At 62.1% G+C, this 13217-nt stretch carries 13 protein-coding genes; 3 read left to right on the forward strand and 10 right to left on the reverse strand.

Going from position 1 to position 13217, the window contains the following annotated elements; translation table 11 throughout:
* Positions 1-44: 44 nt before the first annotated feature.
* On the reverse strand, positions 45-1073 hold the full coding sequence (locus tag BLT09_RS06145) for a putative B6 ABC transporter substrate-binding protein (RefSeq protein ID WP_091591389.1): 1029 nt from the start codon (positions 1071-1073) through the stop codon (positions 45-47).
* A 103-nt stretch (positions 1074-1176) separates the two neighbouring features.
* On the opposite strand from BLT09_RS06145, the gene BLT09_RS06150 reads away from it, so the two are divergent.
* Entirely contained in the window at positions 1177-1596 is a 420-nt protein-coding gene (locus tag BLT09_RS06150) for a hypothetical protein (protein ID WP_413468439.1), read from the forward strand.
* A gap of 39 nt (positions 1597-1635) precedes the next feature.
* On the opposite strand, the gene BLT09_RS06155 is transcribed toward BLT09_RS06150, so the two are convergent.
* From BLT09_RS06155 to BLT09_RS06195, 9 genes are all read right to left on the reverse strand, one after another.
* The gene (locus tag BLT09_RS06155) at positions 1636-2646 is read right to left on the reverse strand and encodes an ABC transporter substrate-binding protein (protein WP_091591391.1); all 1011 of its coding nucleotides are present in this window, start codon (positions 2644-2646) and stop codon (positions 1636-1638) included.
* A gap of 33 nt (positions 2647-2679) precedes the next feature.
* A complete protein-coding gene (locus BLT09_RS06160; RefSeq protein WP_236473751.1) occupies positions 2680-3477 on the reverse strand; it encodes an ABC transporter permease in 798 nt (265 codons plus the stop codon).
* A 14-nt stretch (positions 3478-3491) separates the two neighbouring features.
* Positions 3492-4334, reverse strand: coding sequence for an ABC transporter ATP-binding protein (locus tag BLT09_RS06165; RefSeq protein ID WP_023798266.1), 843 nt, complete (start codon positions 4332-4334; stop codon positions 3492-3494).
* A gap of 124 nt (positions 4335-4458) precedes the next feature.
* Positions 4459-5388, reverse strand: a complete 930-nt coding sequence (gene fhmpcd1 / locus BLT09_RS06170) for a 5-formyl-3-hydroxy-2-methylpyridine 4-carboxylate 5-dehydrogenase (protein ID WP_091591820.1) — start codon at positions 5386-5388, stop codon at positions 4459-4461.
* Complete coding sequence (locus tag BLT09_RS06175) at positions 5388-6008, reverse strand: glutathione S-transferase family protein (RefSeq protein ID WP_091591395.1); 621 nt, start codon at positions 6006-6008, stop codon at positions 5388-5390. Before BLT09_RS06175 ends, fhmpcd1 begins: the two co-directional genes overlap by 1 nt.
* A 25-nt stretch (positions 6009-6033) precedes the next feature.
* Positions 6034-6441 carry a RidA family protein gene (locus tag BLT09_RS06180; RefSeq protein WP_027154168.1) on the reverse strand — a complete coding sequence of 136 codons (408 nt, stop codon included), beginning with the start codon at positions 6439-6441 and terminating at the stop codon, positions 6034-6036.
* Positions 6442-6450: 9 nt separating this feature from the next.
* Positions 6451-7584: an LVIVD repeat-containing protein gene (locus BLT09_RS06185; RefSeq protein ID WP_091591397.1), complete on the reverse strand. Its 1134-nt coding sequence runs from the start codon at positions 7582-7584 to the stop codon at positions 6451-6453.
* A 72-nt stretch (positions 7585-7656) separates the two neighbouring features.
* Entirely contained in the window at positions 7657-8808 is a 1152-nt protein-coding gene (locus tag BLT09_RS06190; RefSeq protein ID WP_091591399.1) for a cupin domain-containing protein, read from the reverse strand.
* 274 nt (positions 8809-9082) lie between these two features.
* Positions 9083-10711 carry a GMC family oxidoreductase gene (locus BLT09_RS06195; RefSeq protein WP_091591401.1) on the reverse strand — a complete coding sequence of 543 codons (1629 nt, stop codon included), beginning with the start codon at positions 10709-10711 and terminating at the stop codon, positions 9083-9085.
* A gap of 211 nt (positions 10712-10922) precedes the next feature.
* Between BLT09_RS06195 and BLT09_RS06200 the strand changes: the two genes are divergently transcribed.
* Both BLT09_RS06200 and BLT09_RS06205 read left to right on the forward strand, forming a co-directional pair.
* Entirely contained in the window at positions 10923-11600 is a 678-nt protein-coding gene (locus BLT09_RS06200; RefSeq protein WP_091591403.1) for a FadR/GntR family transcriptional regulator, read from the forward strand.
* Between the two features lie 46 nt (positions 11601-11646).
* A complete protein-coding gene (locus BLT09_RS06205; RefSeq protein WP_208602481.1) occupies positions 11647-13191 on the forward strand; it encodes a GMC family oxidoreductase in 1545 nt (514 codons plus the stop codon).
* Positions 13192-13217 lie beyond the last annotated feature (26 nt).

A 13217-nucleotide genomic window follows, 5' to 3' on the forward strand; every position in this document is an offset into this window, starting at 1 on the left:
GCGGGGTGAATTGTCACCCCTCCGGAAGTCTGCATTGAAGCGCCTTACTGGGCGACGCTGGTCATCAGCGCCCTGACTGCTGCTGCATCATAGACCGGATCGACCTTGGTCTTGCCGGAAATGATGTCCTCGCGCAGCGTCTGGATCTCCGCCCATACATTGTCCGGGATCGCAGCGGTTTTCAGAAGCTTGACCGAATCGTCCTTGAGGCCGATCGAGTAGCTCTTGGTGCCGAACGTGTCGGCCTTGAGGTCGGCGATCATCGCCGCATAGACCGGCTCGATGTTCCAAACCACCGACGACAGCAGGAAGCCTTTGTCGATCGGCGTCTTGTCGCCGATGACGTCGATGAAATAGACCTTGCCGCCATCGCCGGCCTTGGTCGTCTCGACCGCCTGCAGCATGCCGAAGCTCGAGCCGTTGCCCTGGCCGAAGATGATGTCGGCGCCCGATGCGATCACGCTTTCGGTAACGCGCTTGCCGCCGGCCGCATCGCTGTAGGCGGCGGGTCCGATCACCGCATAGGTGACCTTGACGTCCGGGTTCTCGGCCTTCACACCTTGCGCGAACGCCGCCGACTGCGAGTTCCACGACGGAGGCTCGCCGGACACGACGATGCCGACCGACTTGGAACGCGACATCTTGGCGGCGAGACGGCCGGCAAGGTACGCACCTTCGTGACCGCTCAGCGTGTAGTCTGCGACGAGCCCAGCCTCCAGGCCGGTCGGCGTGTCGACGATCGCCACTGGCACCTTGGTTTCCTTGGCGATTTCGGGAGCCGCGGTGTTGTACCCGCTGGCATGAGCAATCAACAGGCTGGCGCCGTCGGCCGCCAGTTCGCGCAATGTCGGGCGCACGTCGCCATAGCCGAGCCCCTGCGCCGTCACTATCTCGACACCGGCAGCTTTCGCCGCTGCCTTGGCAGCGTCGATGCCTTGCTGGTTCCAGCCATAATCGGTGCCTTCTTCCGGCGTCAGGATGGCAATGGACTTGACTTCGGCGGCAAGTGCATTGCCCAGCAAGAGGCCGCTTAATATAACAGCGCTTACGTTGCCCTTCAGGAACTTAGACATGTTACCCTCTCTGTTCGGTTGACCCAAGATATTCTTATTGTTATTGCGCAAAAGCGAGGTAGACTGCCTGAACAATTCCACACGGAGTTCAGGCAAGGTGGTTGTGCGATACATTCTTCCGATAATTCTGGCGTTCACATCGTTCGCCAACGCGGTTGAATTGCGGCACATCACTGTGCGAACCGGCACCGAAGGGCTCGATCCGGTGCCGCTGACGATCTCGAATGCGGGGCATGAGGCGCTTTCCTGCAATGCAGACTTCGCCCACTGGTATTCGGCCACGATCGCCACCGCGGCGCCTGGCAAGAGCGCCCGTGTCGAGCTGTGGTTCGATCCAGAAACCGGGACATTTGCGATCCTCAACGACAAGCGCGAAAACCTGCCCGTCGAGCGGCTGTGGTGCGGCCTTGCCAGACAGGCATACGCCACGCGCGTGCAAATCGTGCTCGACCGGACCAGTGGAAGAAAGGGGCAAATGGCCGTGACCTGCAGCAGAGCGGACGACAGGCTGGTCTGCCGGTAGACGCTCGCTTTTTGCCAGGTCAGACACCGCCCCCGACCTTCACTCTGCCGCCAGGAATTTGTCGGTGAAGACGTCGTCGGCCGACAGTGCCGTTTTGAGCACGCCCTGATCCGTCAGCGTCTTCAAGGTCTCTTCCCATTGGGTCTTCGTCATCCAGCCGAGGCCGTGTTCCTTCGTCGCCGGGCTGTTGAACGTCGAAGCGATGTCGGCCTTGAGCTGGGCCAGCAGCACATCCTTCTTTTCCGCATAGCCAGGAACGGCCCTGGCGGTGATTTCGGCAGCTTCTTCCGGATGGGCCGCGACATAGTCGAAAGCCTCCCTGTAGGCCTTCACGAAGCGGCGCACGACATCGGCGTTGTCCTTGATCATCGCTTCAGAGGTGAACAGCCCCGATCCATAGGCCTTCCAGCCGTGATCCGCGCCGAGCATGATGCTCAGCGACCCTGGGCCGCCAGCCTTGGCTTCAAGTTCTGGCACTTCGGCGTCGAGATAGCCGACGACCGTCTGCACCCGTCCGAGCAGCAGGTAGCTTTCGTACGGCGGCGAGACGCTGTTGAGCGTCATGTCCTTCTCGCTCATGCCGTTGGCAGCCAGGAACCCCCTGAAGAAAATGTAGGTGGAGCCCGCCGGGTGGATGCCGATGGTCAGGCCCTTGAGGTCTGAAGGCTTGGTCAGCTTGAGCGTCTTGGCGAGCGAAATAATGCCCAGCGGCGACTGCTGGTTGACCGCCGCCAGCGCCACGACGGGAACATTCTGCGACCTTGCCACGGCAAGCGTGGGAAGATCGCCGAAGCCGAATTCAGCGTTGCCGTTGCCCACCAGCCGCATGGCGTCAGGCGAGCCGGACCCTTTGCGGACCTCGCTCACATCGATGTCGTTCTTGGCGAAGAAGCCTTTTTCCATGCCGACAAAGAACATGGCGTGATTGCCGCGCACCACCCAGTCGAGCTGGACGTTGACCGTGTCCGCCGCCAGCGCCGCGTTCGAGAAGCCAAGCGCGCCGACAAACGCCGCAAAGGTGGCCGCCTTGATAAGAGAGCGTCTCAGCATTGTCTGTTCCCTTGTTTGGTTGTTCGAAAGATCCTAGGCCTGGCTGAATTTCGGCGCCCACGGCACCACGACACGTTCAAGAATTTCGGCTGCGTAGTAGAAGGCGATGCCGAGCACTGAAACCATCAGCAGCGCCGCGAAGACAAGGGCCGTGTCGAGCTGAGTCGACGCGAATTGGATGACGTAGCCGAGTCCGTCCGAGGCTCCGGCAAATTCGCCGACGATCGCGCCGATCACGCTCAGGGTCGCGGCTATCTTGGTCCCGGCCATCAGGCTCGGAAGCGAGTGGGGGACACGGATCCTGAACAGGATCTGGGTCGGGCTGGCGCCGACCGAATTCATCAGCGACAGAAGCGAACGGTCGACCGATTGCATGCCGGCCAGCATCGACAGCGTCACCGGGAAGAAGGCGATGACCAGAATCAGACCGATTTTGGGAGCGAGCCCATAACCGAACCAGAGGATGAATATCGGCGCCAGCGCGACCTTCGGCACATTCTGGAACAGCACGACGAGCGGATAGAGCGCGCGGCCCAGCCAATCGAAGCGCACGATGACGAGAGCAAGCGCAATGCCGACTATGACCGAGACAAGAAAGCCAAACAGGATTTCGCCTGCCGTGACCACCGTCGCCTGCATGAGAGTGCCCCACTGCGCGACCAGCGATTTTGCAATCTCGGATGGGGCAGGAACGATAAAGGAAGATATCGAGAATATCCGCACCGCCGCTTCCCACAACACGATCGTCACCAGCAGAAGGATAGCCGCCGGAAGCCAGCTGCTCGTTGCCGCGTCCCAGCCGGAAACCGGTTGCGGCGATGAGAGATTCATGACGGGTCGCCTGCTCACGTCGCGCCTCCCGGCTGGTGACTGGAGCGCAGCATCGTTCGAAGCTGAAGCACCAGCCTGACGAATTCGGGGACTTCGGTCACGGAAGCGTCGCGCGGATAAGGCAGCGGAATGTCCAGGCTCTGGGTAATGCGTCCCGGTTTGATTCCCAGCACATGAACCTGGCGCGACAACTGAATGGCTTCATCGATCGAATGCGTCACGAAGACGATCGTCTTGCCGGTCCGCTGCCAGATCTCCAGCAGCGACTGGCCCATCGAATCGCGGGTGATCGCGTCAAGGGCGCCAAACGGCTCGTCCATCAGCAAGACCGCCGGATCGAGCGCCAAAGCCCGGGCGATGGCAACCCGCTGCCGCATGCCGCCAGACAGTTCGTTTGGGCGCTTGTGGGCGGCATCGCCAAGTCCCACCAGGTCCAGCATTTCCTGTCCACGTGCCCGCAGCGCCGAGCGTGACATCGATTTGTCGGCGATGCCGAGCAGCATCGAGGCATTGTCGACGGCGTTTTTCCACGGCAGCAGATTGGCATCCTGAAAGACCAGACCGATCATCCGCTTGCGCGCCGCTTCGCCTGGCGAAACGCCGGCAACCGAGACGCTGCCGCTGCTCGGATTTACCAACCCAGCCAGCACTTTGAGCAGCGTACTCTTGCCGCAACCCGAAGGGCCGATCAGGGAAACGAACGAGCCTTGCGGAACTGCAAGGTCTATATCCCTGAGGATCAGCTGGCGGTTGCGATCCGTGCCCATGACCACCGAAACGCCTTTGGCGGAAATGAGGTCGTCGTGGCGGATGTGGGTCGGTCGGCCGCCGGCGGGTCGAATGGTTTCAACCTGCATGGTCGATCACCCCATGCATCGTGATTGGCCGCAGCTGCGCTGTCTTGATGGCACAGTCCGCATGAACGGCCAACCGGGTGAAGTCCCCGGCATGGCCAGCCTCATTCCTAACTCGTGCCATCGGCTACTCCCGGCCCTCGAGGATGCGGCGCACCGCGACCAGCTTGCGCGCCCGTTCGCTTTGCAGCGCCCTTATCTGCTCGGGCGTATAGGAGAACATGCCCTCGCCCGACTTGATGCCGAACTTCGATGCACCGGTCTTCTCCAGCACCATCGGCGCCACATCATCCCGATTGGAGAGATCGGCGTTCAGGAACGAAGAGACGGATTTGTAGATATCGAGGCCGGCCATATCGAGCAGCGCCATTGGCCCGATGACGGCGATCTTGTAGCCGATGCCCCAGGATACGCAGGTGTCGAGATCCTCCGGTTCGATGACGCCGCGCTCGACCAGATCCACCGCTTCACGCAGCAGTGCGTAAAGCACGCGATTTTCGACGAAGCCGGGAACGTCTTTCTTCACGACCACCGGCAACAGCCCGATCGAGCGGATCAGGTCGCGTATCGTCGCCACCGTTTCGGGCGCGGTCTTCTCGCCGCCGATCACCTCGATCATCGGGATGATGTGGGGCGGGTTCGACCAGTGCATGCCGACCATCCTCTCGGGGTGCGAGATATGGGCCTGCAGCTTGGTGATCGGAATACCCGACGTGTCCGAGGCGACGATCACCGAAGAGCCGATCAGCGGGTCGATGGCGCGATAGGTTTCGGCCTTGGTGTCGATATTCTCAGGCACATTCTCGATGACCAGTTCCGCCCCATCGACGGCCTCGGCGATGGTGCGGACGAAGCGCACCGTGCCGGCGCCCGTTGCCGGCACCTTGATGTCGAGACGGTCCAGAACCCCGCCCGCGATGTCGAGCGTGCCGCAGGCGCGTTCGACCGCGACTTCGGAAACATCATACGCCGCCACATCGAGCCCGCCGCGCGAAAGCCGCGCGGCGATGCCCGGACCCATCGTTCCCAGTCCGATGAGAGCGGCGCGCTTGATCATCATGCGGCCTTAGCGGGAGCCGCAGCGATTGCCGCCTTGAAGGCTGGACGAGCGGCGATTGCGGCGACCCAGCGCTCGAGATTGGGCAGCGACGGCCGGTCGATCTTGAAGTCGATGCAGCGTTTCAGGATCGGTGCGCAGGCGATGTCGGCAATGGTCAGCTTTCCCAGCGCCAGGAATTCCTTGCCGGCCAGATGCCCGTCGATGATCTTGAGCTGCGCCACCAGGTCCTTGACCTGTTCCTTGTATTCGGCGGTCTGTTCCTCTGGCGTCAGCTTGGCGCCCTTGAAGGCTGCCATATAGCCGGGATTGACCGCCGCCAGCAGAAAATCCATCCAGCGCTCGACCTCGGTCTTTTCCGCAGGGGTGGCGCCATTCAGCCGCTCACCGCCGGATGCCGCGAGATAGCGCAGGATGGTGTTGGACTCCCAGATCACGGTGTCGCCGTCGACCAGCGTCGGGACTTTCGACGTCGGATTAAGCGCCTTGTATTCGGCCGTCTGGGTGTTTTCGAACTGGCGGCCGTAATCCTCGCGCTTGTATGGCGCGCCAAGCTCTTCGAGCATGAAGAGCACCTTTTGAACGTTGCCCGATGTCTGGCGGCCTAAGAGCTTGTACATATCATCTCCTCGATTGTGTCGTGGCCTACTTGCCGGCCGGCAGCGGCTTGTAGACGATAGCGTCCATTTCGATCTTGGTGTTGATGACGGCCTTTGCCTCCACCGTCGTGCGCGCCAGCACCGCGTCGCCGATCCCTTCGAGAAACGCCTTGTTGTAGCGGCCGAAGTCGCGCGTATCCTCGAGATAGGTGGTGATCCGCACGACATCGGAGAGCGTTGCGCCCTCATCGGCAATGACGCGCGCGATGGTCCTCAGCGTCGCCAGCGTCTCTTCCTCGATCGTGCCGCTGATCATGTTGTTGTTCTCGTCCTTCGGCACCTGGCCGGAGACGAAAATGAAATCGCCGGCACGCACCGCCGGATGAAACGGCAGGTTCGGATTCTTCTTGCCAATGGCGTAGTGGCTGGCGGATTTTCGCGTGCTGTCGCTCAACCTATCCCCCTAGAGAACGCTGGTTTCGATGATATCGACGCCACGGACGCGATCGATAAGATAGACGATGCCGCGATCGTCGATGGTGACGTCGTTGGAAGACGCTCGCTCGGCGCCCTCAGGCGCATCGGGCACGAAATGGCCGACCTCCTTGGGTGCGAACGGGTCGGCGATGTCGACCAGCCGCAGCCCCTGGGCGAACCATGCAAACGGAATGATGGTGCCCTTGAACCGCTCGGAAGGCTGATGGCAGCCGGTCATTGGCGGTTGTGGTTCGCCATCCGGGTCGAGGCCAGGCACCTGGAAGGTCGAGATCGGCAGCGGGTTCGTTTCGTCGGTGATGTCGTAGATCCAGGTGAAGGCCGGCGGCGAAGGTCGGAGCTTGGCGACATCCTCGTCCGCCACCACCATGATGTTGCGGCCCTTGAGCGGCTGCGGGATCGGCAGGCATGTGTGCGTGGGATGCGGGAAGCTCGGGCTCGAATTGACATGCGAGACAAGCGTCGGCTTCGAAATGTCGGAAATGTCGAGGATGAACAGGCCGTGATGCCAGTAGCTGACATAGAGCCGGTCGCCCATGCGTAACGGATGGTGGCAGCGCGGCGTGACGTAATCATGCCACGGATACTCTTCGCCGCCGCCGGTCCATTGCCCCGGTATCCACCAGCGCCCGATTTCGACCGGATTTACCGGATCGATCAGGTCGAGGATCATCACGATGTTGCCGACATAGCCGTCGGCGGTCGGCGAGATATAGGCGTAGCGGCCGTCATAGTCGTAGCGATGCACGCCATGGCCGGCGGTTATCCACTTCGAGATCAGCCTCGGCTCCGCCGGTCGGGTCGTGTCGTAGAGCGCCAGGCCACCGCCGAAATCGGCCGGACCCGCATTGCCGAAGCGCTCGTGGTTGATGATCATCAGACCGTCCTGGGCGCGCACCTTGTGCGAGTGCCAGCCCGGCGGAACGTCGATCGTCGCGACCTTCCTGGGATTGCGCGGATCGGAAATGTCGACAAGCGTCGTGCCGCTCGGCGGACGCATGTGGCCGATATAGAGAATGTTGCCGTCGACCCAGACCTGACCACCGCCCGGGCAGTCGACATGGCCGATCTGCTTTGTGTTGAACGCCGAAACCAAATGCATCCGCCCTTGCTGCTGAACCGTCTCGTTCGATGTCCGCGCCACTATGGCGGCGCGGACGGTTTCCGCTGCAAACTAGACGATGCGGAGCAGATCGCCGGCCGGGTTGCGGCCCCAGCGCTTGTAGAGCAGCAGCGCCTTCTGTGTCGGCGCATCGGTCGCGCCGAAGAAGATGGCCGGCTCGGTCGAGGAGCCATTGACATGCTCGACCCAGCAACCGCCCGGTATGGCGATCGTGTCGAACTGGTTCCAGTCGTAGCGCTTGCCGTCGATCATCGAATGGCCATTGCCGCGGAACGGCGCCAACAGCAGGCTGGCGGTCTCGCGCTGCGGCAGCGTCTTTTCGCCCGGCCGCAACATCTGCACGTAGAAGTTGATCGTGCGGAAGACCGGGCCGCCGGTGGTGGGGTCGACATAGTCGATGACGATGCCTTCATGCGGATCGCCGTCCCAATCCTTGTGCGCGTCGAGGATCGCTTCCATCTTTTCCCAGCGATAGACATACATCGGCGACGACAGGCCGCCGCCGCGCTTGTGGTCGACGAAGCGCGGCATCAGGCCGCCCTCGCCATAGATTCGCTGCGAATAATCGCTCGGAAAACGAGCGGTCTGCACCTTCTTCTCGACTTCCTTGCCGTCGACCATCTCGGTGTATTTGTGATCGAAATGCACGGCGTGCAGCGTCTCGACCAGCGGCAGGTCGAGGACCGAAAGGTTGACCGCCTGTTCGCCGCCGACCGTGCCGTGATTGTGCCAGGCGTCGTTCGGCGTCAGCACCATGTCGCCGGGGCCGAAAACCACGTCCTCGCCCTCGACGCCGGTAAAATTGCCCTTGCCGGTCAGGCCAAAACGTATCGCGCTCGGCGAATGCTTGTGCGGAGGCATGATCTCGTCCGGATCATTCAGGCGGTAGGCGGTGTACATGGTGCTGACCGAGGCGCGCTTGGGCGCAAGCCCCGGATTGACCAGGATCAGCGACCGGCGCTCGCTGTCGTCCATGGTCACCAGTTCGGCGGCGCGCTGCAGCAGCGGCTCGATATCGGCATAGGACCAGACGAAGGGGATCGCCTTCGAGGTCGCCATGAGCTGCTTGATCTCGTCGTGATCGACGCCTTCCGACGTCGCCCAGAACGGGAACATATTCTTTTCGTAGAGGGCGTCATAAAGGCCCTTCAGCGCTGCCTTCTTGTTGGTGACGGTAAGGTCTGCCGGTTGCGCCAAGGACATCTCTGACACCTCTCTTCACGAAGAAAATGCGTTTAACCAACTCAACCGTATTCGGATTGGTTTTTCTGGACAATCCCAAAACTGAGAATTTTTAAATTTTTGGTTGAGTGCTCCTATGGAGGCCGAATGGCCCCAAAGGGGCAAGAAAGTCGAAAATATGCGAGAAAATGGCCGGCGGATCGTACCATTGCGGCCGTGGCAATCGCTCGGCAGCCCAACCAACTCGAATTTTGTTTTCAACCAAAGGAACTTGGTTGAACCCGGGCGACAGCAATCAGGCGGCCATGCTTTGTTCAGCACGGCCGCGGATCAGGTCCGAGGCCTTTTCGGCGATCATGATGACCGCCGCATTGATGTTGCCGCAAACGAGATCCGGCATCACGGAAGCATCCACCGCGCGAAGGCCGGCAACGCCGCGCACCCGTAGTTGCGGGTCGACCACCGACTCCGCGTCGACACCCATGCGGCAGGTGCCGGCCGGATGATGCACAGTGATCGAGGTGTTGCGAATATGCTCATCGATCTCATCGTCGCTCTGGCATTGCGAGCCCGGAAAGAACTCCGAGGCGATGAACGGCGTCATCGACGGTTGTGCAGCGAGGTTGCGCGCGACGCGGAAGCCGGCGCGAAGCGACTGCCAGTCGTGCGGCGATGACAGGAAATTCTGGTGGATCAGCGGCGCGGCCAACGGGTCGTTCGACGCCAGTTCCACGCTCCCCCTGCTCTCCGGCTGGACGGCGACAATGCGGGTCGCAAAGCCATCGGCGAAGGGCGCTTTGAATGGCGGCATGTAAGGCCATGCAGCAAGCGGCGCAGCCGTGAAAAGCAGCTGAACATCCGGCAACGGCCGGCTTGCATCGCTTTTCAGAAACGCCACGACCCCGCCGGGCACATCTCCCGAAAAGCCCTTTCCGGTGAAATAGGTCTTGACGAAATCCAGCCCGATACGATCGGCACGCATCATCTTGTGGAATGGCCCCGGCTGCTTGCGCCGATACATCAGAATGACCGAGACATGGTCCTGCAGGTTCTTGCCGACCTGCGGACGGTCTACTTTCGTCTCGATACCATGCGCGGCGAGCTCGCCGCTATCGCCGATCCCCGACAGCATCAGCAACTGCGGCGTGTTGATGACGCCGCCGGCAAGCACAACCTCATGCCGCGCCAGAACCTGGTGGGTCGCGCCGCCCCTGGTATAGGCGATGCCGGTCGCTCGCCCATCCTTCAGCACGATCCGCGTCGCCATCGCGCCGGTCAGCACCTTGACATTGCTGCGGCGCATGGCGGGACGCAGATAGGCCGACGCGGTCGAGCAGCGGCGACCGTTTGCGATCGTCATCTGCAGGCGGCCAAAGCCTTGCTGCACCGGGCCATTGTAATCGTCGGTCTGGGGATATCCGGCATCCCGGCTCGCCGTAGCGAAGGCATCGATCAGTTCGTCCTTGTAGCGGCAGAACTGCGTGTTCAACGGCCCGCTGCCGCCGCGATAGTCGCTCTCGCCCTTCTCCCAGCGCTCCTGCTTCTTGAAATAGGGCAGCACCTTGTCGAATGACCAATCGCTGAGACCGCTGGCCGCCCAGCGATCGTAATCGCCGCGATTGCCGCGCACATAGGCCATGGCGTTGGTGGAGGAGGAGCCGCCGATGACCTTGCCGCGCGCACATTCGACCTTGCGTCCGCCGACATTGGCCTCGGGCTCGCAGAAATACATCCAGTCGTGACGGCGTTCGGTCAGGATCTTACCCCAGCCGAGCGGGATGTGGATCATCGGGTCGCGATCCCAGTCGCCAGCTTCCAGGAGCAGCACGGAAACATCAGGATCTTCGCTCAGGCGGTTTGCAAGCACGCAACCGGCCGACCCGGCGCCGACAATGACATAGTCGAAAGTTTCCCCAAACGGCATGCACTGTCCTCGGGAGAAGACGGCCCCGCCGAGATATGAGCCGTCAAAGAAACAACTGCGGTACTCAACCATCGCGCAACTGGTGTTGTCAACCACCGGGCGCAGATGTAGATTGGTTGAGTTGGTTGAGTGCCGTTCTCATCGATTCCGTGTCACAACTTGATATCGGGACGTCGAGTCGACCGCTGCCGATCAGACAGGAGATTTGGTTTTGAGCGCATTCGAGCCGCAGGTCGTATCTTCGGACCTCGACGACATCATCGCGGCGGTCCGCCAGTTGCAGCAGGGCGGCGGCAAGCTTCCTTCCGAGCGTGACCTTGCCGAACATCTCAACGTGAAACGTCATCAGCTTCGCAAGGCGCTCGAGATGCTGCGCCAATCAGGTGATTTGAAACCGACGCGCGCCAGGCGTGCGCCGACCGCCCTGCCCCGATATGGCGAAGAACTTGTCAGGGTAACCAACCCCATCGAGGTTCTGGAGTTGCGCCTGCTCATGGAACCGGGCCTCGCCCGGCTGGCATCGCTGCGCGCCTCCTCGTTCGAGACGGCCCGGATCATCGATGCGGCAACCACGCCGGAGAATGCCTCGTCTGGCGCGGTCGATTTCGCTTTTCATTCCGCCATCGTCGCTGCCGCCCGCAACCATCTTGCCGCCGAATTCTACAAGATGCTGCGCCAGGTCGGGGTCGATGCGCGGGTCAAGGTCGCACGGACCGCAGCACCCACCTGCCCTAAGCGGATCGCCGAGCGCGACGGCGAACATCGTCTGATCGCCGAAGCGATCTCGAAACGCGACCCCGAAGCAGCCGAAGCGGCCATGCGCGCGCATTTGCTATCCGTGCAAAGACGAATCACGGAGCGGTCGAATGCCGGCGCTTTTGCGGCATGAGCGTCTCGTATTCTAGCCAGACAGCCTGCTCGCGCGAACTTTTAAATTGATGCGTCATTTCGACGTGCTGATCGTCGGCGCCGGATCTGCCGGCTCGGTGGTGGCTAGCCGGTTAAGCGAGGACAGCGCGTGCCAAGTCGGTTTGATCGAAGCCGGGGTCATGCCGTCCGATCCCGATATCGCCGACCCGTTGAAATGGACGATGCTGCAGGGCCGCGCCTATGACTGGGCTTATCGGACGGTGCCGCAACCCTTTACCGCAAACCGCGTCCACGAATGGCCGCGCGGAAAGATCGTCGGCGGTTCTAGCTGCCTGCATGCCATGGCCTATGTGCGTGGCCATCCCGATGATTTCCAGCCCTGGGCAGTAGCAGGCGGCGAGCGCTGGTCCTTTTCGGGCTTGTTGCCTGGCTTCGTCCGCAGCGAAGCTTTCACCGCCTTCGACGCGCCGTCGCGCGGCCGCAACGGACCGTTGGACGTCTATCTGCCGGAAGCGGAGGTCAGCCCCGTCGTCCGCGCCTATATAGCCGCTGGACAGGCCATGGGGATCCCCGTCCTGACCGACCACAACAGCGGCGAGCTCGCTGGCACGAGCCCTAATTCGCTGAACATCCGCGCCGGCAAGCGCCTGAGCGTCGCCGACGCCTATCTGCCGCCGGAGGTCATGGTGCGACCGAACCTCGCTCTGCTCACCGCTCACGAGGTCGAGCACCTCGTGCTGGAAGGCCAGCGGGCCACGGGTGTGGCTGTCGTGTGCGATGGGGAGAGCATGACGATCTCCGCCGACAGGATCGTTCTTTGTGCCGGTGCGGTGTCGTCGCCGCTCATCCTCATGCGATCGGGCATCGGCGATCCGGATACGCTGAAGCGGGCGGGGATTCGCTGTCGTGCCGACCGGCGCGATGTCGGCCGCAATCTGCAGGACCATCTGCTGGCCCTTGGGAACGTCTACAGCACGAAAAAGCCGCTGCCCCCGTCGCGCCTGCAGCACTCGGAATCGCTGATGTACCTGCACGGCAGCGACCCGACCCGTTCGACGGGAAACCCCGATATCGTCCTCGCCTGCGTCGTTGCTCCATCGGCCGCAGTGGGCTTGAATGCACCGCCCTACGGCTCGGCTTTCACGATACTATGCGGCGTCACCCAGCCGACCAGTCGTGGGCGCATCGCACCGAGCGGGCCGGGCCGGAACGATGCACCGATCATCGATCCGCATTATCTCGAAACCGAACATGACCGGGCCGTTTTCCGGATAGCGCTGAAGACGGCGCGCGCGATTGGCCATCATCGAGCGCTCGACGAGTGGCGCGATGTGGAAATCCTACCGGGATCACGGGTGCAGTCGGACGACGAGCTTGACGCTTTCATCGCCAGCGCGGCCTCCACACATCATCATCCTGCCGGCACCTGCAGGATGGGCGGGGATGCCGACGCAGTCGTCGACCCGGATTTGCGGCTGAACGGCTTCGACAACGTCTTCATCGTCGACGCGTCGGTGATGCCGACGATCCCGAGCGGACCCATCAATGCCGCGGTAGTCGCCATAGCGGAAACCTGGGCGTCAGCTCCGCCTAAAGCGCGTCGCGTTTGACCGCCGCATTAGCGCATGATCCCAAA

This window comes from Mesorhizobium muleiense (assembly GCF_900099905.1).
Lineage (GTDB): Bacteria > Pseudomonadota > Alphaproteobacteria > Rhizobiales > Rhizobiaceae > Mesorhizobium > Mesorhizobium muleiense.

Coding starts and splice junctions, on each gene's coding strand:
- BLT09_RS06155 (WP_091591391.1), bottom strand. CDS start 2,646: ATGCTGAGACGCTCTCTTATCAAGGCGGCCACCTTTGCGGCGTTTGTC.
- BLT09_RS06185 (WP_091591397.1), bottom strand. CDS start 7,584: ATGCATTTGGTTTCGGCGTTCAACACAAAGCAGATCGGCCATGTCGAC.
- BLT09_RS06175 (WP_091591395.1), bottom strand. CDS start 6,008: ATGTACAAGCTCTTAGGCCGCCAGACATCGGGCAACGTTCAAAAGGTG.
- BLT09_RS06145 (WP_091591389.1), bottom strand. CDS start 1,073: ATGTCTAAGTTCCTGAAGGGCAACGTAAGCGCTGTTATATTAAGCGGC.
- BLT09_RS06165 (WP_023798266.1), bottom strand. CDS start 4,334: ATGCAGGTTGAAACCATTCGACCCGCCGGCGGCCGACCGACCCACATC.
- fhmpcd1 (WP_091591820.1), bottom strand. CDS start 5,388: ATGATCAAGCGCGCCGCTCTCATCGGACTGGGAACGATGGGTCCGGGC.
- BLT09_RS06160 (WP_236473751.1), bottom strand. CDS start 3,477: ATGAATCTCTCATCGCCGCAACCGGTTTCCGGCTGGGACGCGGCAACG.
- BLT09_RS06195 (WP_091591401.1), bottom strand. CDS start 10,711: ATGCCGTTTGGGGAAACTTTCGACTATGTCATTGTCGGCGCCGGGTCG.
- BLT09_RS06190 (WP_091591399.1), bottom strand. CDS start 8,808: ATGTCCTTGGCGCAACCGGCAGACCTTACCGTCACCAACAAGAAGGCA.